Genomic DNA, 21,560 nt, shown 5'->3' on the forward strand with positions numbered 1-21,560 from the left:
TTCAGGCTCTTTTTCTTATTTATATTTTAAAAGTAAACTGTTACTATGCAGTTTTACTTAATTTATATGTTCCGTGGTTGTTTTTACGGAAAAGTTTAGGGAAAACATAGCCATCTAATCCAATACGTCCAGCGTTCTGCCCTGCAACTAAAATGAACATAGTCAAAATAAGCAGGTTTGGGTTTACACTAACGGTTCCACTTAATAAAAATGAAAGATTCATTATGATTCCGAAAAATGCAGCTGTTTTTGTTAATCCGCCTAAAATTAAACCTAGACCTACTAAAATTTCTCCCCATTGAACTAAAAAGCTAAATAGGTCTGCGTTTGGAAGGACAAAATGTTGAAGAAAATCTGCCCACCAACTTTGTACTGCAGGGTGGTCACCTGATGCTTGAGCAATAGCACCCTTTAGAAAGCCACTTGCGTCAAAAGATTGTCCGAAGACTTTGCCTATCCCAGCAGCGAACCATGTATACCCTATGTAAAGCCGTAAAAGTAATAATATGAAAGTAGCACGTTTATCAGTTCTTAAAAAATTGATAACCATTGAAATCCCTCCAATATTGTATTTACATGTTTATTATATATCCATTGTGAACAAATTCACAATGGATATAATGTGAACAAGTTTATGATTTTTTATTTGTAAAATTGTACATAAAGCATTTTGAAATTTATTTTTGGAAGGTGAAGAATAAATGTAGTATGGGAGCTATCTATTTTAGTAGAGAGCTCCCATAGTAAACAGATTCATGTAGTTTTTTTAGTGTATCTGGGCATTACGTATTATTTCTCTGGCTTTATATAAGGAACAACTTGCGCAGTCACCCCTACAGAAGCACCGCGAATAAAATCTTGGTTTTCTAATGCTTTAAAGTTTTCCGTTTTTCCTGTTAGCATAACACCTAAAATTTTCACTTGATCAAATGGTTTGTTTTTGTTTGCTTTTAAAAACTTCTGTATATCTTCGTCATGTCCATCGTCATCGTATTGATTAAGTGAATCAATGAACTCTTTGTACGCTTCTTTAGGGGACTTGTCTGGATTGAATCCGTAAACAGGCATACCAGCAGGTCCTTTACTTTCATCTCTGATTGGTGAGGTCATATATAGCCATACGATATTTAAGTTATCTGGTATTTTTGTTTGAACCTCTTTTAATGTATAGGGTTGATTGAAAGAGATGGCAACTTCGGCAACATAGTTGTTCATTTGTGAAACTTCACCTAATTCATTTTGCACACCATCGTGATAATCTTTAATAGCCGGATTATAAAATGTCGCAAATTTATTCTTTGTTTGTTTATCATACTCATAGAAATTTGTATCTGACCAATAAAAGCCAGGTGTTAACTCATTGAAGTCAATATGAGTCAGGAACCAACCATAAGAACTTGTTAATGTGTTCCATGGGACTACATAACCGTTAATGTTTTTGGAACGGTTTGATATAATATTGCCGCCAAACATAGATGAATTACTTGTTACTTGAGAATCAATTTGTACATTCGGTTCTGCAATTACGTTATGTAAAAAGAGATGTTCGTGAAGTTTCGTAGAGCTTTTCGCTGCGAAGTAATTGCCAACTTTATAAATGATAGGGATAAGCATCATGACAACGATAATAGAGGTAATGATGATTTTAAGCAACTGTTTCCTTTTAGCCTTTTTTAAAGCATCTTTTAAAGAAGTATCCATTAATTTTTTCCTCCTACTTTAGAATGAATTGTCTTACGTGCACGATGTAATTTTTGTTTGACGCTGTTTACTTGAATATCTAGTATTAGAGCGATTTCTTCGTATGTAAAATTGTAATAATATTTTAAAAAGAAGGCTTCTTTATATTCTAATTTTATATCTTTTAATAAATAGAAAATCTCATCTTTATTTAAAACTGTATCCAATTCTCGGTCTGTATATTGAAGTTTTGAATAGATTTCTTCAGTTAAGTAGATGTTTTGCTGTTCTTTTTTGCGTTTTAAATCAATGTATTCATTTAATGCGACTCTGAAAAACCATGGACGTATGTTACTCTCGGTTAGATTATCTAGCAATGTGTATACTTTATAGAAGGTATTTTGGATGATGTCTTCTGCATCTTCTTTTATAGCCCCTTTCGCTAGTAGTAGTTTGAACACTTCCTCCCCTAGATTGATAAGATAGGAGGTAAATATATTTTCTTTTCCCATCACTTTTCCTCCCTACACTTATACAACGAATAGGTAATGATAAATGTATACACTTAAATTTAAATTAGTTATTCACTATGGTTTATAGTACACGATACTTTATAAATAGGAGTGGTTCTTTTATTTTTTGAAATATTAAATCTTTAGTGCTAAAATAAAATTTGGAGATATATGTAAAGGAGACAAAGACTCAATATGTGGATGAACTTGTAATGATTAGAAACTAGATAGATGAATTTTGCTCTCATAAGCGAGGGTTTATTTAGTCATCTGTAAATCATTCAAGGAATGCATATTTGGATTGTACATCCCTTTTATAAGGATAGGGGCCTATTTTATGTATCTGTCTTTTTTGTGGGAAAGTTTATATCTCTTATATAAAATATGCGTCCTTTAAACTTGGAGGAGTATATGATGAACCAATTAAAAAATAAAGTAGCAGTTATTACAGGGGTAAGTCGTCTAGATGGTATAGGCGCAGCGGTTTGTAAAGAATTAGCTGAATCAGGATACGATATATTTTTTACGTATTGGACAGCTTACGATAAAGAGATGCCTTGGGGCGTTGATAAAAATGAACAAATACAATTAAAAGAAGAGTTACTAAAAAACGGTGTTAAAGTCTCAAGTATGGAGTTAGATTTAACTCAGAATGATGCACCGAAAGAGCTTATAAATAAAGTTACTGAACAATTAGGGTACCCTCATATATTAATTAATAATGCAGCATATTCTACGAATAATGATTTCTCTACGTTGACTGCTGAAGAATTAGATAAGCATTATATGGTGAATATTCGTGCGACTACATTGCTCAGTAGTCAATTTGCCCGAGGATTTGATAAAAAATCTGGTGGTAGAATTGTGAATATGACTTCGGGGCAATTTCAAAGTCCTATGGTAGGAGAACTAGCGTATGCAACAACGAAGGGAGCTATTGATGCTCTTACTAGTACGTTGTCAGCAGAGGTAGCTCATTTAGGAATAACAGTGAATGCAATTAATCCAGGACCAACTGATACAGGATGGATGACTGAAGAGATAAAACAAGGGTTAAAGCCGATGTTTCCTTTTGGCAGAATTGGTGAGCCAAAGGATGCAGCTAGACTCATTAAATTTTTAGTAAGTGAAGAAGCTGAGTGGATTACTGGGCAAGTTATTCATTCAGAAGGTGGATTTAAAAGATAAAAAAGAAGGTATCTCACCTTAGTGAGATACCTTCTTTTTTAATCTTTCTTCAACCTTCGTGCAATACCATTCCCTAAAGACTGTAATCCTTGAACGAGGATAATTAAAATAAAGACAGTTGCATACATTACTTCAGGTTCATAGCGTAAATGTCCGAAGCGGTATGCTAAATCTCCTAGCCCACCAGCGCCTACAAGACCAGCCATTGCTGTTGCGCCGATTAAGCCAATCGTTGCAATTGTTAATCCAAGTACAAGGGAGGGACGAGCTTCTTTCACCATAATGTGCCAAATAATTTTTATAGTAGAAACGCCCATCGCTTGATAGGCTTCAATAACGCCGCGATCTACTTCTAATAAAGCAGTTTCCATTAATCGTGCAATATAAGGGGCCGTGAATACGACAAGCGGTACGATTACGCCTTGTACACCAATGGAGGTTCCCATTAGAAACTTTGTAAAAGGTAAAATGAAGAATAATAGAATGATAAATGGAAGAGAGCGAATGATATTAATAATTGTATTAAGAATTGGGTAAATGATTTTATTTTCGTGCTGCCCACCAGGTCTCGTTAAAACAAGTGTAACACCAAGTGGTAGTGCAATAAGGATAGAGATGAATAGTGAAATAGATGTCATTTGAAATGTTTGAATGGTTGCTTCCCATATGACTTTACCCCATTCATCCAAAAAGGACTTGTTTCCCATAATCTGTTCTACCCCCTTCTACGATGATTCCTTGCTCTTGTAAAAATGATAAAGCGTGGTTGATTTCATTTTGTTCCCCTTGCATATGAATGACAAGTTTCCCGTATGCCTCATGTTTTAACTGTGTAATATTACCGGATAAAATATTTGGATACACTTGGAAACGTTTTGTAGCGATAGCTAACGCTGGTTCACCAGAAGAATTTCCTATAAATGAAAGTGTTACGATTTCTCCGGTTCTTTGTAGTTCTTTTTGTACTTCAGCTGGGATTTTTGCTGCAAATGCACTATTTACAAATTTCTTCGTTGTTACATGTTGTGGGTTTGTGAAGATCTCCTTCACAGTCCCGCTTTCAATTACTGCTCCATGTTCCATAACAGCAACTCGGTCGCATATACGTTGGATGACATTCATTTCATGTGTAATTAATAAAATTGTAATCCCGATTTCCTCATTAATCTTTAATAATAGGTCAAGAATAGAATCAGTTGTTTCTGGATCTAAAGCACTCGTTGCTTCGTCGCTTAATAACACTTCCGGTTCATGTGATAGTGCACGTGCAATGGCAACACGTTGTTTCTGGCCACCAGAAAGTTCACTCGGATAGGCATCTTTTCGATTAAAAAGATCGACAATACGTAAATACTTTTCTACCCTTTTTTCAATTTCTAATTTTGGAACGCCAGCAAGGCGTAACGGTAATGCGATATTTTCATAAACGGTAACAGTTTTGAGCAAATTGAATCCTTGAAAAATCATCCCGATTTTTTGTCTCGCTTTTGCTAGTTCTTTTGTAGACAGTGTTGTTAAATCTTGCTCGTTTACAATAATATTTCCTGTCGTTGGTTTTTCTAATAAATTTACACAGCGAATTAATGTACTTTTGCCAGCGCCACTATATCCAATGATTCCAAATACTTCGCCCTTTTTTACTTGGAGGGAAGTGGACTTAAGAGCTTCCACATTCCCCTTTTTTGTTGTAAATACTTTGGATACATTTTTTAATTCAATCATTATCGTCAGCTCCTACCAAGACGGTAAAACAGAACCATCAAATTTTTTCTCGATAAATTCTTTTACTTCTTTAGATTGATAAGCTTTCTTTAATATATTTACAACAACATCATCTTTATTTTCAGTACGAACAACGACCCAGTTCACATAAGGCGAATCTTTGCCTTCACGGAAAATGGAATCTTTCGCAGGGCTTAATTTTGCACCTAATGCAAAGTTTGTATTAATTGCAGCTGCTTTTACTTCACTTAGTTGTGTTGGTAATTGAGATGCCTCTAACTCAACAATCTTTAATTTTTTTGGATTTTCAATTACATCTTTCGCAGTCGCTTTTTCTGTCGCTTTTGGATCCACTTTTAAAACCCCTGCTTTTTCAAATAACTTTAAAGCACGAAGTTCATTCGTTGGGTCATTTGGGACAGCGATTGCGTCGCCCTCTTTTAATTCTTTTACATCTTTTATGTCTTTAGAATAGACGCCCATAGGGAATGTTACTGTTGAAAATACTTCGGTTAATTTCATATTACGTTCAGCTTTAAATACGTCTAAATATGATTTCGTTTGATAGCTATTTACATCAAGGCTTTTTTCATCGAGGGATACGTTTGGTGCTACATAATCATTAAATACTTTTATATCAATTTCGAGACCATCTTTCGCTGCCACTTCTTTTACCTTTTCAAAAATCTGCTCATGCGGCCCGCCTGTTACACCGACAGTAATCTTTTTCTCATCTAACGCTTTTACTTGTTTATCTGAACCTGCGCTACATGCGCCTAATAATAGTACCGCTCCGCTTACAATGCTTAATAATACTTTCTTCATCTATGATTCCCCCTTCATATACGTTCCAAAATAAAAAGCACCTCTCAAAATAAGAGAGGTGCCGAATAGACGAAATAGGTTCCTCTCTTATCTTCCAAAACGAAAACTCGTTTTGCAGGAATTAGCACCTTAGCTTATACGTCATAAGCTCGGTTGCCGGGCATCATCGGGCCAGTCCCTCCGCCACTCTTGATAAGAGTATGTGTATGTAGTTTTTTAGTATGGTACTAATAGTAAATCTTACAAAAAGAATTGTCAATATTGTTTTCTGAATATATTTTATTTTAAGGTAATCGAAATGTTTCCTTTTTTATGCCCTTTTTCCACATACATATGAGCTTCAGCAATTTCTTCTAATCGGTAAGTTCTATCAATAACAGGTTTTAAATGTTCTGTTTCAGTTAGTCTTTTTAGTAGAATCATATCCTCTTTACTTACTTTTGCCATCATTCCATTCACAGATACATATTTTCCATTAGGCGCTAATACTTGTTTACAAAGGGATTTTTTATGCTTCCCAACTGCATCAAATATAATATCGTAACGCTCGCGCCGCTTAGTAAAATCTTCTTTCGTATAATCAATCACTTTATCCGCTCCTAAAGATTGCACTAGTTCAAAATTTGAATTACTACAAACAGCTGTAACGATCGCACCAAAATATTTAGCGAGTTGTATGGCAGCTGTTCCTACTGATCCAGAGGCACCATATATGAGAACTTGTTGCCCCTTTTTTATTCGGCCTTTTCTCAGAAAATGCAACGCTGAAGTTCCACCAAAAGGAATAACTGCCGCTTCTTCATACGTTACATTGGTAGGTTTTAATGTTATTAATCCACTTTCATGCACGCATGTGTATTCGGCATAACCACCAAGATTTAGTTCTGTTAATGCAAAAATTTGATCTCCTTTTTTAAATTGAGTTACATCTGTCCCGATCTCCTCTATCTCTCCTGCTAATTCTACGCCAAGTATAGGGTTTCTCGGTTTTCTAAGTCCTAATATAAGTCGCATAGGAATCCAAAATAATAGAGGGCTATTAAATCCGCGTATTCTACAATCTCCAGTCGATACACTTGTTGCGTGAATTTTAACTAATACTTCGTTCTTTTTAGGTATAGGTTTCTCTATATTTTGAAGCTGAAGAACGTTAGGTGGTCCATACTGTGTGCAAATGATCGCCTTCATAATGTCCTCCTGAAATGAGTTGTCTTTATTTACATCATATTTAAGATCTTTATTAAACATGTCGCTATATAGTGAGTATAGATTAAAAATTATATAGATTTCATAGGAAAAGAGGTGATATTATTTTGGGAAAGGGGGCAACAGTATGAAAAAAATTATTTTTGTTTCAAGTTTAGTACTTGCAATCAGTCTAGGGGTAGGGTGTAGTAATGAGAAAACAGCAAAGACGGATGAGCCGAAAAAAGAATCCGTTCAAAAAGAAAAGGAATTAACGGCGAAAGATGTTTTCAAGAAAACGAATGAAGCTTTTAAAAATGAAGAACATGTAACGATGACATATGGTGTAGGGGTAAAAGCTGAGGGAACAGAGATGGATATATTAAAGGCTAAGATGCAATTAGAGCCAAAGACAAAGAATTCTCGTTCTGAAATGAATATTTCCGGTACAGATGTTGTAGTGTATACTGTGGATGGTAAAGTTGCTGGTGAGGTAAAAAACCCTAATACAGGAGAAGTTGTAACCGTACCAGAGGAGCAATTAAACGCTGGTGGAATGAAAGCGACTCAAGATATTATAGATAAATTAGAAGTACCGGAAGTAGTTTTAGATAAAATGAAGCTGGAGAAAAGCGGAGATAAATATAAACTGAAATTTACATTAAAAGGGCAAGAAACAGAAAGTATGTTAACTAGCATGGATGAAACGCAGAAGAAAATGTTACAAGCACAAAATGCGAAGATAGAAGAAGTGGATGCAGAATATATCATTACAAAAGATTTTAAATATGAATCAGCAAAGATAGACATGATTATGAGTAGCAATGGCAAGGATAAAGCACACATTATTACGAACGCAAAATATACGTCGTATGAAAAGTTTGACCCAATACAATTGCCAGCAGCAAAGTAACAGTTTTGATAAGGAGGGACCTAAAATAAGGTCCCTCTTTTTTGTATTCTTTCTTCATAGGAAAATAGGTACAATATAAAGAGGAAAAGATGTAGAAGAGGAGAGTGTCATTTGAAAAAAGGAAAGATAGCGGCGGTCATTGTTGCATATACGGTTTTGCTTGCAACGTCTGTACATACGTATAAAAAACAAATTGATCATCCCATTATGAGTGATGTAGGTAAATTGCTTCCGACAAAAATAAAACGTGTTGAAAGTGCTACGGAAGAGCGCTCGTTAATAAAATTAGTGCGAGATGCAAAAGTTTCAGGAGAGAAAATTTCCATTGCAGGCATGCAACATAGCCAAGGAGGACAGACATATTATCCAAATGGCACGATGCTCGATATGAAAGGATATAATAAAATATTAGAATTTGATCCAGAGAAGAAGCAGATTACAGTTCAAAGTGGTGTCACGTGGAATGATATTCAGAAGAAAATAAATCCATATGGCCTTGCGGTACAGGTCATGCAGTCTCAAAATATTTTTACTGTTGGTGGTTCATTAAGTGTAAATGTACACGGGCGTGATATTCGTCATGAGGCACTAATTGATACAGTAGATTCATTTAGATTGTTAATGGCAGATGGTACGGTACGTAATGTAAGTAGAGAAGAAAATGCAGAGTTATTTCCATATGTCATTGGGGGTTACGGTTTATTTGGAGTTATTTTAGATGTGACGCTGAAGTTAACAGATGATGAATTATATGAAATGCACACGAGAATGATAGATTATAAAGAATACGTATCTTATTTCAAAGAGAAAGTGAAAAGAGATGAAAATGTTCGTATGCACTTAGCGCGTATTTCTGTTGCTCCAAATTCATTTTTAAAAGAGATGTATGTGACAGATTATACTTTGGCACAAAATCAAAATATGAGAGAAGAGTACAGTGAATTAAAGGAAGAAAATATTATAGCGGTACCGAAATTTTTACTTGGGTTATCACGTTATAGTGATTGGGGAAAGAATACGTTTTGGGATATACAAAGAGGTTATTTTGAACGTACAGATGGAAAGTATGAGACGCGTAATAATGTTATGAGATCAGATAGTGCTTTTATGGAATATGAAAATCCAAATAGGACCGAAGTGTTACAAGAATACTTTGTGCCTATAGATGCTTTCACGGAGTATATAGATGGTTTACGTAACGTATTAAATGAAGAAGAGTTTAATTTACTCAACATTACGATTCGTTACGTGGAAAAGAATGAAAATGCAGTTTTGTCCTATGCGAAAGATGATATGTTTGCGCTGGTTCTTTTGATTAACCAGGGACGCTCAGAGAGTGAGATAAAGAAAACAGAGGATGTCATTCGGAAGATGATTGATGTTACTTTAAAGCATAACGGTAGTTACTATTTGCCGTACTATTCTTATCCAACGAAAGAGCAGTTAAAGAGGGCATATCCTCGTATTGAAGAATTTCTCAAGAAAAAGAAGGAAGTAGATTCAGAAGAGAGATTTGTGAATTTATTTTATAGGGAGTATACGAAATGACATATAGAAGATTTGTGGCTTCGCAAAGTATCATCATGATGGCAGGAAGTATGGTATTTCCTTTTTATATATTATTGCTTCGAAACATTGGAAATAGCTTCTCGCAATTTGGCTGGGCGTATGGCTTATTTGCTTTAACATCAGCACTTGTATATCCACTAGTGGGAAAGATATCTGATCAAGTAGGTGATAAAAAATTATTAATCATATACGCTTGGTCCATGGCAATCTTAATGCTTTGCTTTCCGATTGCCACGGAAGTATGGCATGTGTATATTCTTCAAATTGTAATGGGAGTTTTAGGTGCTGTGCAGCGTAATACTGAGAAGACTTCATTAGCACGAAAGGTTGCGCAGGAAAAGGCTGGTTATGAGATTGGAAAATACCATGTGTGGACATCCATTGGCGGAGCAGTAGCGGTTATTGCCACGGGATATTTAGTAGATTTCTTTACGATTGGTACAATTTTTTATATTGCATCTATTCTATATGTAGTGAGCGGGATTGTATTAAGTAGTAAAAAAATATAACTATTCCTATTTTCACCTTAATACCCTTTATTTGTTATACTAAAAGGGAATACAAAAGAAAAGGGGACAGTGCCTTTGATGAAATTTGTAGTTTTAGCTATTCTTACTTTGTTTTTGATTCCATGGACAAGAAGTAGTAGTAAGCTTCGAGCAGTGGATAAGAAGGGAGATAAGAAGGTTGTAAAGGGTAAGAAATCATCTATTTTAGTTATTCCTGTTTTATTTTGGATAGGTATTGCAATCTATGAATACTTTTGGCTAATTGATGATCGGGTAGACTCGATTCTTACTCATTATTCTGTTGCAGTAGCAATTTTAATTGGGCTTGTTTTATTTTCACAAGATCAAATAGGGAAATTAGAAGGTACATTAAAAGGACTTCTAATGTTTATTTTACTCGCAAGTTACGGCTACTTTGGTTATTTGCACGATATAGTAATCTCGCAAAAGAAATATGATTCTGTTGTTAAGGTAGAGAAAGATATTTCAGAGCCATTTACTGAAAATGACCAGCCGTTTACAGTGCCGCCAAAGACAGCGGAGAATAAGATGAAAAAAGTATTTGGTGATATTCCGAAAGTAGCTTATTTTGAGCTAGGAGAATTAACGCCACAAATGGTAAACGGCGAAGCTTTATATGTAGCGCCGATTGAAGTTTCAGGATTTTTTAAAGCGCGTAAAGCTGAGACAATTCCAGGGTATGTAACGATGTCAGGTACGAATCCTGATGCGGAAGCGAAACTGCACCTCGGTTATAAAATGAAATATGTGCCAAGCATGTTTTTTGGTAATAATTTAGAGCGTGTGGTAAGGCAAGCAGAACCAAATTTAATCTTTAAAGGAAAACCTAAATTTGAGGTTGATGATAAAGGAAAACCATATTATACAATGACGTATGGTGAATTTATTTCAGGAAGATCTGGATTTGAGGTAGAAGGTGTTGTCGTAGTAGATGCACAAACAGGTGAAGTGAAAAGATATGATAAAGGAAAGGCACCTAAATTTGTTGATGGTGTATTAAATCATGAGACTGCATCTACGTTAAATACGTACTTTGGTAAATATATTCACGGATTTTGGAATACGAAATTCTCACAAACAGATATGAAAATTCCGACTGAGTGGGGAACGAAAGAAGGCGTGACCCCGATCTTTGGTAAAGATGGAACACTGTATTATTTTACAGACTTTACTTCTCCAAAAGAAGGAGTAGATTCAGCCCTAGGCTATTCATTAGTAGATGCACGCACAGGCAAGCTATATTACTATAATGGAAAAGAAGTAAAGGGGATTATGGATGGTTCAGCAGCTACAGAAGTAGTAGATAATTCCTTTAAGAGAGAGAAATGGCATGGGACAATGCCTGTCATTTATAACGTATACGGTAAACCAGCTTGGATTATTCCGGTTGTTGATGACGGAGGCCTAGTACGTGCACATACAGTTGTATATGCTGCTAATGCAAAAATATTTGCGACAGGTTCTTCGCAGAAAGAAGCGCTTGAGAATTATAAAAACGTAATGAGCGGTAATGGTGATACATTTAGACCAACCTCAACAGGAAAAGAAGCGCAAAAAGAAGGTATTGTACAACGTGTATATAAAGAAAAATCAGGTGAAAATACAATCGTGTACGTACTTTTAGAGAATGAACAAAAGGTATTTATGATACCGGTGAAGAAATTCCCATATGCTATGTTTACAGAAGTAGGAGACCCAATTCAAATTACATATTTAGATACGGGAGAGATGATGTCCTCAGTATCTAAATTTACGAATAGCAATGTGAAAAAGTAAAGCGATAGAATTTCTATCGCTTTTTTTACATTATGAAAGAGGAAAATGCGCTGTACTTGACGTATGTTTATGATGTAACTATAATTGTTACGATTCAGTTTGTATAGGAAAGGGTGAATTGAAAAAGTGAATGAAGTTAATCACGAAATATATAAACCTGTAAAGGCAAACAGGTTATGGATGATTCTTGTATTAGGAACACTTACGGCGATTGGACCATTATCTATTGATATGTATTTGCCTTCATTACCGAAGTTAACGGATGATTTGCAAACAGGTGCATCCCTCGCGCAGCTTACATTAACAGCTTGTTTGCTTGGGCTGTCAGTAGGACAATTATTTGTTGGCTCAATTAGTGATATTTACGGAAGACGCAAACCTCTTATTATTGCTCTTATTATTTATGTTGCTTCTTCTTTACTTTGTGCTGTTGCGCCATCTATTTGGACATTAGTGTTATTGCGCTTCCTACAAGGAGCTTCAGGATCAGCCGGGATTGTTATATCACGTGCGATGGTACGTGATATGTATTCAGGTTCTGAAATGACGAAGTTTTTCTCACTGCTTATGTTAGTAAACGGAGCAGCACCTATTTTGGCACCGATTATTGGGGGGCAATTATTACAGTTTACAACGTGGCGCGGTGTTTTCATCGTTCTTGGAGCAATTAGTGTATTCATGTTAATCTCAGCTACTTTTGTATTGCGTGAAACATTACCTCCTGAAGAAAGAGAAACGGGTGGTTTGTCAGGGACTTTGGCGACGTACGGAAAATTGTTAAAGGACCGTCTGTTTATGGGATATGCATTGTCACAAGGATTAGTAACAGCGGCAATGTTTGCATACATTTCGGGCTCACCATTTGTGTTGCAGAACATATACGGAGCATCACCACAGCAATTTAGTTTATTCTTTGCGATTAACGGCATCGGTATTATTATTGCTAGTCAGGTAACGGGTCGTTTAGCGGGGAAAGTGAATGAGAAGACATTATTTGTTGCTGGTATTATTATCGCAGCTGTTGGTGGCCTATCTTTACTACTGACAATCGTACTAGGAATAGGTTTAATCGGTGTTTTATGTTCGTTATTCCTTGTCGTATCAAGTGTCGGGGTTGTATCAACAACTGGGTTTTCATTAGCGATGAGAAATCAGAAACAAGCTGCAGGAACAGCATCAGCTTTATTAGGCTTATTACAGTTCATTTCAGGAGCTCTTGTTGCGCCGCTAGTAGGTATCGGTGGAAGTAATACAGCATTACCGATGGGGGTTGTTATTGCGCTTTGTGAAGTAGGAGCAGTGTTATGTTATCTATTTATGGCCAGAAGAAGTGAGAAGCAGTTTGAACTGCAGCAAAAACAAAATTTAGAGGCTTAACAAAAAAGAACTGATTCAAAGGGAATGTTTGAATCAGTTCTTTTTTTCATTTCTTTGAAATACCTCATACATATTATTCATGATCGTATCATATAAAACAGCAAGTTTATCCCACACCCAGCGATTACTATCGACTTCTTTTTCCCCACAGTCGATAATATCGGTATGGTCAGTAATTTTATACGCTTTTTTAACGATAATAGGAGCAATCTTCGGTATACGTGGGATTTCCTTTAAGGTATCTGCAAAGTTTCCAATGTAGACATGACCGATGATTTCGATTGTTAATGATTTATCCGATATATTGAGCACGGTATGAAATTGATTTGTATGTTGTTGTTTTAAATATTGAGCTAACTTAAATGGAGCATGCTTCTTCTTTAATACGCGGCGAAGGCTCTCTGTATTTTCGATATGAAGTGATTTTTCGCGAATAAGGACACGAATATCTTCTCCCATAAAAGGTATTGTGTTGTACATAGATGATTCTCCTTAAAACCTTACATATGTTTGCGTTATGCATATGTAAGTCTAGCATGGTTTGTTCTTTATGTGTGCTTACAGTTTTGTAAGGTGAGTAGTAAAGCAGTGCAAAAGTTATTTGTATAAAGTGACGATACTGTGACAAACATGTTGGTATACATGTTACGATGTCGTCTTAAGTGTAAAAAGTAGGATGTTCTCGGTATAATAACAAGTGAAGATAAAAGAAACTATAATGAGTAGTAGCTGTAGATAAAAGGAGAAGAAGAGATGAAGAAGGTTTTGGGTATTGCTGTAATGGGAAGTATGATCCTTCTAGCAGGATGTAATGGAAATAAGGATACGAAAGAACCGAAAGAAAAGGTAGAGCAATCTACAGAACAAACAGAAGAAATGAAAGAATACCTTGCAGTACATGAAAAATACGATTTGAAAATGAATAAAGAAATTAATAACGCACTGCAGTTATTTGAAGTGGCAAAAGAAAAGGGCGGTAAGGAAATAACGACTGCTACATATAAAGAAGATGTGCAAAAGGTAACAACGAGCATGTTAGAAGATATTGATCATATACGAAAAGAAATTCGTGTTCCGAAGTCGAAAGAGCAAGAACATGAGGTATATGTCGGTTTCTTGAATGAATCGGAACAAGCAATGAAAAAATTACAGAAGTTAGCTAAAGAAGAAGATTCATCGTTGATTCGTGATATAGAAATTAATTTTGCAACAGCATCGACATACTATAAACGTTTTCAAGCAGAAACGAAAAAATAACCTTGCCTATGCAAGGTTATTTTTTCTTCTTACTACCGCCTACTTCTTTATTTTATTTCTCTTTTATATTCTTTTTTCGTTCCATCAGAGAAGACAACTTCTAAATCGAATTTTTGATAGTCTTTATCAAGTTTGAACACGTTCACTACTTGATCGATTACTTCTTGGTCAGGAGTATCTTTATCAAATTTTAATTCTTGTAGAAGTGGGCTTAATTTTGTGATAGCCTCGTCTCCTGTTAATTTTACATCTGCTTTATGATCTTCAATTTTTGCTTCCATTTTCTTGTCAGCTGCTACATTTTTATAGTCTGCTTCGTAGTCTTTCTTTGTATCTTGGTAGTCTGCCTTTAAATCGAATTCATTGAAGTTTAGTTTTAAATCTGCAGGAGCCTCATTTTTTGCTTCTTCAGTCGTCTTTTTATTAGAAGTTGTGTCTTCTTTGGCAGGAGCTTTACATCCTGTTAATGCAGGTACTAGCATAAGAGCTAATAAAACTGATAGTAGAATTCTCATTATAAATTCCTCCTTATGTAAATTCGTTCTATACAAGTTTTTCCCAAAAACATGTAATTATGTATGTGTTGAAAATAAATTATTATCCTGCAGTCACAAGGACTAATCCGCAATTTAAATCAAAAACGATTTGTATGTATATGGTAAATTGAAGTTGTGAGGGAGGGGCTAAAATGCATGAAGAATATAAAGAGATAATAAAAAAATCAATTGAATATATAGAGAATCACTTACATGAGGAGCTTACAACAGAAAGAGTGGCATCCCACAGTGCAGTATCGATGTACCATTTTCATCGCATCTTTCAAAGATATGTTGGGATGAGTGTAACAGATTATATTCGAAAGAGAAGGTTAACTCATGCTGCGCAAGTTTTAGTGTCAACGGAGAGAGCTGTTATTGATATTGCAGTGCAATACGGTTTTTCCTCACAAGAGGCATTTACGAGAGCTTTTAAAAGAATGTTTCAATTACCACCAAAGAAATATCGAAAGTACTTTCAGTCATTTTATATAGAAAGAGAGGGTGTTTCAATGCAAAAAGGTATACCGAAAGGATGGATCTTAAGTGGAAGTCATCCTGCTGAATATGAGATGGGTTTAGATTATGAAGTTGTCCATCAAGGAAAAGTATCTGCATACATAAAAGCAAAAGAGAATGTTACGCATGGAGGATTTTCAACATTAATGCAAATGTTCCGAGCGGATAAATATGTAGGGAAGAGATTACGTTTTACAGCATTTATTAAGAGTGAAAATGTAAGAGATTGGGCAGGATTGTGGATGCGAGTAGATGGAAAAGATACAGAACCGCTCGCTATGGATAATATGCAAAATCGCCCCATTAAAAATACAAATAACTGGCAATCGTACTCGGTTGTATTAGATATAAAAGAAGAAGCACTTGGTATTGCATTTGGTGTTTTATTATCAGGAGAAGGTTGTGTGTGGCTAGATAGTATTCGATTTGATGAAGTAGATGAAAAAATCCCTTCAACAGATTTGGCAGAGAACTTTTATGAAACACTTTTAGAAGATCCGGTGAATCTACAGTTTGAAGAAGTAGAAAAATAAAAACAAGGAGAAAAGATATGCTCAAATATGTAAAACTAATAAGTATTAGTTTAGTAATATCGTCTTGTATTATGGGAATTAATTATTTAGTTAGCTATCTTTGGTCAGGGCATACACCTTCTTTGACGTGGAGAACATATTTGATGTTTGTGTTTATATTTATGATGAGTTTTGGTTCAATGCAAAAAGAAGGAAAAGAGGATTATTGACAATAGTCTTTTTCGCCTTTCTTTCATTAACACAAATGGTTGTAACTGTGCCACATGAAATGCTTTCTAAAACATATCAAACAATTAGTGAATTATTTCCTGCAACATATGCAGCGAATGGCTATTATACAATAATATTTGGAGGAGTTAGTTTAGAGAGAAATATTATTTCATTATTAGTTATTGTATTGGTTACACAATCAGTAGCAGTGATGACTTTAGCTATAAAAGGAATGGTAAAGGGAAGAAGAAGCTCTGTAGTTAAAGAAGTATAAAATAAAAAGGTATCCTCGGTGGGATACCTTTTTATTAGCACTTATTATTTTGTAACTTCTGTCCACTTGTAGTTAAACTCACCACCGAAGTCAGTTGTTACAAGTCCTTTAATGAAAGAGCGTTGTAAGTAAGAACGGCCTTGTTGGTATAAAGGAGCGACAGCGCCGTCTTGTAATAGAATTTTTTCAGCTTGCTTCATTGCTTCAAAGCGTGCTTTTTCATCGCCAGCTAAATCTGTTTTCACTTTATGAATTAGCTCATCGTACTCTTTGTTAGAGTATTTATCGAAGTTATAAGCACTATCTGTTGTAAATAAATCTAAGAATGTAATTGGATCAGCGAAGTCAGGGCCCCAGCCGTCAATACCAATTTCATAGTCACCACTTAATAGTAGTTTTAGCTGTTGTTTACGTGGTTGTGGTTTTAAATTCACTGTTAATCCATCTAGGTTCTTTTCTAATTCACCTTTTAAATATTCACCAGTCTTTTTAGCTAAAGCATTGTCACTTGTTAATAGTTCGATTGTTACTTTGTCAGTACCAAGTTCTTGTTTTGCTTTTTTCCAGTTTTCTTTCGCTGTTTTCACATCATCCTTGACTAGATTTCCATTTTCTTTACGGAAGTCATTGCCTTCTGGGCTCTTTGCAAATTTCGCAGGAACCATTCCTTCAGCTGGAACAGCGCCGTTATTTAAGATTGTTTCTACGTAAGCTTTTTTATTCATTGCGCCGTTAATAGCAAGGCGTGCATGTTGATTTTTTAATGTTTCATTTTTCTGATTTAATCGTAAGAATTGAATACCGACTTCAGCGCGTTCTTTGAAGTTTGGATCGCTCTTATATTTATCAACAAACTCTGCAGTTAAAGCAACACGATCAATTTGTCCTGAATCATATAAGTTCACTTCTGTAGACTTATCTTTAACGACATTGAAGTTGATTTCTTCTAATTTTACAGTTTTAGCATCCCAATAGTTAGGATTTTTCTTCAATTGGAAGCTTTGTTCATGTTTCCAGTTATCTAATGTGAAAGCACCGTTATAAATTAAATGATTTGTTTCTAAACCATATTTATCGCCTTGAGACTTTAAGTACTCTTCATTAATTGGTAAGAATGTTGAGAATGTAGTTAAGCTTAAGAAGTAGGGAACAGGACGGTCTAGTTGTACTTCTAACGTTTTATCATCAACAGCTTTGACCCCTAGTTGATCAATTGGCAATTGTTTTTGGTTTATTTGTTTCGCATTCTTTATATCGAAGAATAAGAATGCGTATTCAGCTGCTGTATCAGGATTTACGGCACGTTGCCAAGCGAAGGCAAAGTCCTTTGCTGTAACAGGAGTACCGTTTGACCATTTTGAATCACGGAGATGGAATGTATATTTTGTTTTATCGGGACTAATGTCAACCGACTCAGCGACACCAGGAACCGGTTTATTATCTTCTCCCATTGCATATAGCCCTTCAAAAACATTACGCATTACGTTCATGGATTCCCCATCCGTTGCTTTTGCAACATCCATTGTTGGAATTTCTGAAGCGAATGATAAGTTAATTGCCTGTTTATCAGGTGCTTTATCGTTTGCTTTCGCTCCGCTTGCATTATCTTTATTTCCCCCGCAAGCAGTTAGTAATAGACTTGCCCCTAAAACAGATGCAACAACAGGTACAACTTTTTTCTTCATTGTTCGTTCCTCCCTAAATGTGTTGTTCGTAACGTCATAATGTCCGTGTCTTGAAGTAGCTATAGAAGGAGATAAAACCTATTATAAATATTTGTTTATAGGTAATCAGGTGTTCTATATGTATATACATGTCGAACTATAATCTATCGTTATATGTTTCAACGTAGTAGACATTATATTTTGATGGTGAAATATTTTGTTTCTTTGATTATTTAGAATATTAACACTGAAAAGAACTATATGTCAATAATAAAAATAGATTGTTAATTTCTCAGAATAATATATTAAAAAAGCAGATTCTCATGTGTGAGAGAACCTATTTTTAATATATTTTGCTAAAAAAACAATTGGTGTGGGCTAATAATAAGTGGGGATGAAGAAACCCCCACTTATTAAAGTTTCACTTTATTTTTCAATTTTTGCCCACTTGAAGTTTAATTGACCTGCAAAGTCTACTTGCACAATTCCTTTCACATAAGAACGTTCTAAATAAGATTCGCCTTTTTGGTAAAGAGGAGCGATAACAGAGTCTTTAAATAATATTTTCTCGGATGCTAGTAATGCTTCCCAGCGAGCTTTTTCATCACCAGCTAAAGTTGTTTTCACTTTTGCTATTGTTTCATCGAATTCCTTATTAGAGTAATGATCTAAGTTATAAGGGTTATTCGTTGTAAATAGCTCAAGGAATGTAATTGGATCCGCAAAGTCAGGGCTCCAGCCATCAATTCCGATTTCGTAGTCACCTTTTAATAAAAGCGAAACTTGTTGCTTACGCGGCTGAGGTTTTATATTTACTGTTAATCCATCTAGATTCTTTTCTAGTTGTCCTTTTAAGAATTCACCAGTTTTCTTATCAAGGTCAGCATCACTCGTTAATAATTCTAATGTTATCTTTTCAGAACCAAGCTCTTGTTTAGCTTTTTTCCATAACTCTTGTGCAGATTTTGTATCAACTTTTGTTAAATCGCCGTTTGCAGTACGGAAGTCTTTTCCTTCAGGTCCTTTTGCAAAGTTTTTTGGAACGAGACCAAATGTTGGTGTAGAGCCATCATTTAATAACGTATTTACAAAGGATTTTCTATCAATTGTTTGATCAATTGCTTGGCGTGCAGAAACGTTTTGAAGTACTTTGTTTTGTTGATTCATACGTAAAAATTGTACGCCTACGTTTGGACGTTCTTTAAAGTTAGCATCCTTTTTATATTTATCGACGAAGTCAGATGTTAGTTTTATACGATCTAATTGTTTTGACTCGAATAAATTTACTTCTGTTGATTTTTCTTTTACGACATTAAAATTGATTTCTTCTAGTTTGACAGTATCTTTATCCCAATAGGTAGGGTTCTTCTTAAATTTAAAGCTTTGTTCGTGCTTCCAATCGCTTAGTGTAAAAGCTCCATTGTACAAGATTGTATTATCTTCTAAAGCGTACTTATCACCTTGTACTTTAAAGAATTCCTCATTAATTGGTAGAAATGTTGGGAACGCTGTTAAGCTAATAAAATAAGGAACAGGACGCTCTAATTCTACCTCAAACGTATGGTCATCAACTGCTTTTACACCAAGTTGGTCGGCTGGAAGTTCTTTGTTGTTAATTTTTGTTGCGTTTTTAATATCAAAGAATAAAAATGCATATTCAGAGGCTGTTGCTGGATCTACGGCACGTTGCCAAGCGAACACAAAATCTTTAGCTGTAACAGGAGTGCCGTTTGACCATTTTGAATCTCGCAAATGGAATGTGTATTTCGTTTTATCGCCACTTACTTCATGAGATTTTGCAACACCAGGAACAGGTTTGTTACCTTCACCAAGATTATACAAACCTTCAAATACGTTTCTCATTACTTGACCAGAATCAGTATCTGTAGCACGAGCCGTATCCATTGTTCGTATTTCAGTAGGTGAAGATAAGTTTAAAACCTGTTTACTAGGTGCCTCGTCTTTTGCATTTGCTCCGCTTGCTTCGTTTTTATAACTACCGCAACCAGTTAATAAAATACTTACTCCTACAACTGATGCAATACCGGGTACAAACTTCTTTTTCATTTGATTTTCCTCCTAAATAATTAAGTTTGGATGATGATGAGGGAAATGAAAAATAAAAAATCCCTCTTTTCATATTGAGAAAGAGGGATTTTTACGTACAAGTTATGCACCCGTATATAAACGAAGTCCCTCATTCTATCTTTCAAGCATAAAGCTTGCAGGAAGTGGCACAGTATTCAAAATGAACCTGTTGCCGAGGTTTCAAAGGGCCAGTCCCTCCACCTCTCTTGATACAATGAGTAAACGAATAAATTTTATTAATTTTTGTGTTTCTTTGATAATTCAAAATCTTACACCTTGAATAATGAAGTGTCAACTAAATGAAATATAGTTTAAATTTTCAGTTTTATTAAGTAGAAAAACCACTGCATATGGCAGTGGTTTTTCTACTAGAAGTTAAAGTTATCTGGATCTGGACCAACGCGACGATCTTCATTTAAAGCTTGAATTGCTTTCATATCATCAGCACTTAATTCAAAGTCGAAGATGTTTGCATTTTCAATAATGCGATGTTCTTTAATTGATTTGGGAATTGTTACAACTTCGTTTTGTAAATCCCAACGTAAAATAATTTGCGCAGTTGATTTATTATATTTTGTCGCAATTTCTTGTAACGTTGGATTATCTAGTAGTTGTCCTTGCATTAATGGTGACCAAGCTTCAAGCTGGATATTATGTTCTTTACAGAATGCATGTAACTCTTCTTGTGCTAAACGTGGGTGGTATTCCACTTGGTTGACCATTGGCTTAATTTCAGCAATTTCAAATACGTCTTGTAAGTGGTGAATGTGGAAATTACTCACACCGATAGCGCGAACACGGCCATCTTTATAAAGTGTTTCTAATGCTTTCCATGATTCAGTATATTTCCCTTTTACAGGCCAATGTACTAAATATAAATCTAAATATTCTAGACCTAATTTCTCTAATGTAGTTTCAAATGCTTGAAGCGTTGTTTCATATCCTTGATCGCTATTCCATACTTTTGAGGTAATAAATAATTCTTCACGTGAAACACCGGATTCACGAATCGCTTGCCCAACGCCTTCTTCATTTTGATAGATTGCTGCAGTATCGATGCTGCGGTAGCCATTTTTAATTGCTGCTTTTACAGAATCAATTACTTCTGAACCATCTTCTACTTTAAAAACACCTAAACCAAACCAAGGCATTTTTACACCGTTATGTAATGTTGTATAGTCTTTTAAACTTGTTAAAATCAT

Annotated in this window: 22 protein-coding genes and 2 riboswitches; of the genes, 10 read left to right on the top strand and 12 right to left on the bottom strand. The window is 35.2% G+C overall.

Annotated elements, in window-relative coordinates; all coding sequences use genetic code 11:
• Positions 1 to 43 precede the first annotated feature (43 nt).
• The 3 genes from GD442_RS00990 to GD442_RS01000 all read right to left on the bottom strand — a co-directional run bounded on the left by GD442_RS00990 (position 44) and on the right by GD442_RS01000 (position 2,192).
• Positions 44 to 550, bottom strand: coding sequence for a DoxX family membrane protein (locus GD442_RS00990; protein ID WP_025690519.1), 507 nt, complete (start codon positions 548 to 550; stop codon positions 44 to 46).
• A gap of 239 nt (positions 551 to 789) precedes the next feature.
• Positions 790 to 1,701 carry a sigma factor regulator N-terminal domain-containing protein gene (locus tag GD442_RS00995; protein WP_086407691.1) on the bottom strand — a complete coding sequence of 304 codons (912 nt, stop codon included), beginning with the start codon at positions 1,699 to 1,701 and terminating at the stop codon, positions 790 to 792.
• The gene (locus tag GD442_RS01000) at positions 1,701 to 2,192 is read right to left on the bottom strand and encodes an RNA polymerase sigma factor (protein ID WP_086401947.1); all 492 of its coding nucleotides are present in this window, start codon (positions 2,190 to 2,192) and stop codon (positions 1,701 to 1,703) included. Before GD442_RS01000 ends, GD442_RS00995 begins: the two co-directional genes overlap by 1 nt.
• A gap of 411 nt (positions 2,193 to 2,603) precedes the next feature.
• On the opposite strand from GD442_RS01000, the gene GD442_RS01005 reads away from it, so the two are divergent.
• Entirely contained in the window at positions 2,604 to 3,380 is a 777-nt protein-coding gene (locus GD442_RS01005; protein ID WP_025690516.1) for an SDR family oxidoreductase, read from the top strand.
• 38 nt (positions 3,381 to 3,418) lie between these two features.
• Here the strand turns inward: GD442_RS01005 and GD442_RS01010 are convergent, their stop codons facing one another.
• The 4 genes from GD442_RS01010 to GD442_RS01025 form a co-directional block, all read right to left on the bottom strand.
• Positions 3,419 to 4,087 carry a methionine ABC transporter permease gene (locus GD442_RS01010; protein ID WP_086407690.1) on the bottom strand — a complete coding sequence of 223 codons (669 nt, stop codon included), beginning with the start codon at positions 4,085 to 4,087 and terminating at the stop codon, positions 3,419 to 3,421.
• Entirely contained in the window at positions 4,062 to 5,102 is a 1,041-nt protein-coding gene (locus tag GD442_RS01015; protein ID WP_000571355.1) for a methionine ABC transporter ATP-binding protein, read from the bottom strand. Before GD442_RS01015 ends, GD442_RS01010 begins: the two co-directional genes overlap by 26 nt.
• Before the next feature lie 12 nt (positions 5,103 to 5,114).
• The gene (locus GD442_RS01020) at positions 5,115 to 5,927 is read right to left on the bottom strand and encodes a MetQ/NlpA family ABC transporter substrate-binding protein (protein WP_086407689.1); all 813 of its coding nucleotides are present in this window, start codon (positions 5,925 to 5,927) and stop codon (positions 5,115 to 5,117) included.
• 84 nt (positions 5,928 to 6,011) lie between these two features.
• Positions 6,012 to 6,126, bottom strand: a riboswitch (SAM riboswitch).
• 80 nt (positions 6,127 to 6,206) lie between these two features.
• Positions 6,207 to 7,115 carry an NAD(P)-dependent alcohol dehydrogenase gene (locus GD442_RS01025; protein WP_025690511.1) on the bottom strand — a complete coding sequence of 303 codons (909 nt, stop codon included), beginning with the start codon at positions 7,113 to 7,115 and terminating at the stop codon, positions 6,207 to 6,209.
• A gap of 145 nt (positions 7,116 to 7,260) precedes the next feature.
• On the opposite strand from GD442_RS01025, the gene GD442_RS01030 reads away from it, so the two are divergent.
• The 5 genes from GD442_RS01030 to GD442_RS01050 all read left to right on the top strand — a co-directional run bounded on the left by GD442_RS01030 (position 7,261) and on the right by GD442_RS01050 (position 13,277).
• Positions 7,261 to 8,025, top strand: a complete 765-nt coding sequence (locus GD442_RS01030; protein ID WP_000720094.1) for a DUF6612 family protein — start codon at positions 7,261 to 7,263, stop codon at positions 8,023 to 8,025.
• A gap of 111 nt (positions 8,026 to 8,136) precedes the next feature.
• A complete protein-coding gene (locus GD442_RS01035; protein WP_017657362.1) occupies positions 8,137 to 9,573 on the top strand; it encodes an FAD-binding oxidoreductase in 1,437 nt (478 codons plus the stop codon).
• Complete coding sequence (locus GD442_RS01040) at positions 9,570 to 10,103, top strand: MFS transporter (RefSeq protein WP_025690505.1); 534 nt, start codon at positions 9,570 to 9,572, stop codon at positions 10,101 to 10,103. The genes GD442_RS01035 and GD442_RS01040 overlap by 4 nt, the downstream gene beginning before the upstream one ends.
• Before the next feature lie 78 nt (positions 10,104 to 10,181).
• The gene (locus GD442_RS01045) at positions 10,182 to 11,900 is read left to right on the top strand and encodes a DUF3981 domain-containing protein (protein ID WP_000674047.1); all 1,719 of its coding nucleotides are present in this window, start codon (positions 10,182 to 10,184) and stop codon (positions 11,898 to 11,900) included.
• 117 nt (positions 11,901 to 12,017) lie between these two features.
• A complete protein-coding gene (locus tag GD442_RS01050; protein WP_224200803.1) occupies positions 12,018 to 13,277 on the top strand; it encodes a multidrug effflux MFS transporter in 1,260 nt (419 codons plus the stop codon).
• A gap of 33 nt (positions 13,278 to 13,310) precedes the next feature.
• Here the strand turns inward: GD442_RS01050 and GD442_RS01055 are convergent, their stop codons facing one another.
• Positions 13,311 to 13,757 carry a hypothetical protein gene (locus GD442_RS01055; protein WP_000282860.1) on the bottom strand — a complete coding sequence of 149 codons (447 nt, stop codon included), beginning with the start codon at positions 13,755 to 13,757 and terminating at the stop codon, positions 13,311 to 13,313.
• A 273-nt stretch (positions 13,758 to 14,030) separates the two neighbouring features.
• Between GD442_RS01055 and GD442_RS01060 the strand changes: the two genes are divergently transcribed.
• The gene (locus tag GD442_RS01060) at positions 14,031 to 14,534 is read left to right on the top strand and encodes a hypothetical protein (protein WP_000756525.1); all 504 of its coding nucleotides are present in this window, start codon (positions 14,031 to 14,033) and stop codon (positions 14,532 to 14,534) included.
• A gap of 47 nt (positions 14,535 to 14,581) precedes the next feature.
• Here the strand turns inward: GD442_RS01060 and GD442_RS01065 are convergent, their stop codons facing one another.
• A complete protein-coding gene (locus tag GD442_RS01065) occupies positions 14,582 to 15,049 on the bottom strand; it encodes a YusW family protein (RefSeq protein ID WP_001221552.1) in 468 nt (155 codons plus the stop codon).
• Positions 15,050 to 15,222: 173 nt separating this feature from the next.
• Here GD442_RS01065 and GD442_RS01070 point away from each other — a divergent pair, with 173 nt between their 5' ends.
• From GD442_RS01070 to GD442_RS01080, 3 genes are read left to right on the top strand one after another with little or no spacing between them, the layout of a single operon-like run.
• Complete coding sequence (locus GD442_RS01070) at positions 15,223 to 16,122, top strand: helix-turn-helix transcriptional regulator (protein WP_000544202.1); 900 nt, start codon at positions 15,223 to 15,225, stop codon at positions 16,120 to 16,122.
• A 17-nt stretch (positions 16,123 to 16,139) separates the two neighbouring features.
• On the top strand, positions 16,140 to 16,331 hold the full coding sequence (locus GD442_RS01075; protein WP_000922551.1) for a hypothetical protein: 192 nt from the start codon (positions 16,140 to 16,142) through the stop codon (positions 16,329 to 16,331).
• The gene (locus GD442_RS01080) at positions 16,328 to 16,606 is read left to right on the top strand and encodes a hypothetical protein (protein ID WP_000156944.1); all 279 of its coding nucleotides are present in this window, start codon (positions 16,328 to 16,330) and stop codon (positions 16,604 to 16,606) included. Before GD442_RS01075 ends, GD442_RS01080 begins: the two co-directional genes overlap by 4 nt.
• A 44-nt stretch (positions 16,607 to 16,650) precedes the next feature.
• Here the strand turns inward: GD442_RS01080 and GD442_RS01085 are convergent, their stop codons facing one another.
• The 3 genes from GD442_RS01085 to GD442_RS01095 all read right to left on the bottom strand — a co-directional run bounded on the left by GD442_RS01085 (position 16,651) and on the right by GD442_RS01095 (position 21,560).
• Complete coding sequence (locus GD442_RS01085; protein WP_000731086.1) at positions 16,651 to 18,291, bottom strand: peptide ABC transporter substrate-binding protein; 1,641 nt, start codon at positions 18,289 to 18,291, stop codon at positions 16,651 to 16,653.
• Between the two features lie 405 nt (positions 18,292 to 18,696).
• Positions 18,697 to 20,337: a peptide ABC transporter substrate-binding protein gene (locus GD442_RS01090; protein ID WP_000726482.1), complete on the bottom strand. Its 1,641-nt coding sequence runs from the start codon at positions 20,335 to 20,337 to the stop codon at positions 18,697 to 18,699.
• 132 nt (positions 20,338 to 20,469) lie between these two features.
• Positions 20,470 to 20,574: riboswitch (SAM riboswitch) on the bottom strand.
• 152 nt (positions 20,575 to 20,726) lie between these two features.
• Positions 20,727 to 21,560 (bottom strand): aldo/keto reductase, encoded by an 834-nt coding sequence (locus GD442_RS01095; protein ID WP_000604203.1) that lies wholly within the window; start codon positions 21,558 to 21,560, stop codon positions 20,727 to 20,729.

Origin of the sequence: Bacillus sp. A260, from assembly GCF_009861435.1 — a bacterium.
Taxonomy (GTDB): Bacteria; Bacillota; Bacilli; order Bacillales; family Bacillaceae_G; genus Bacillus_A; species Bacillus_A cereus.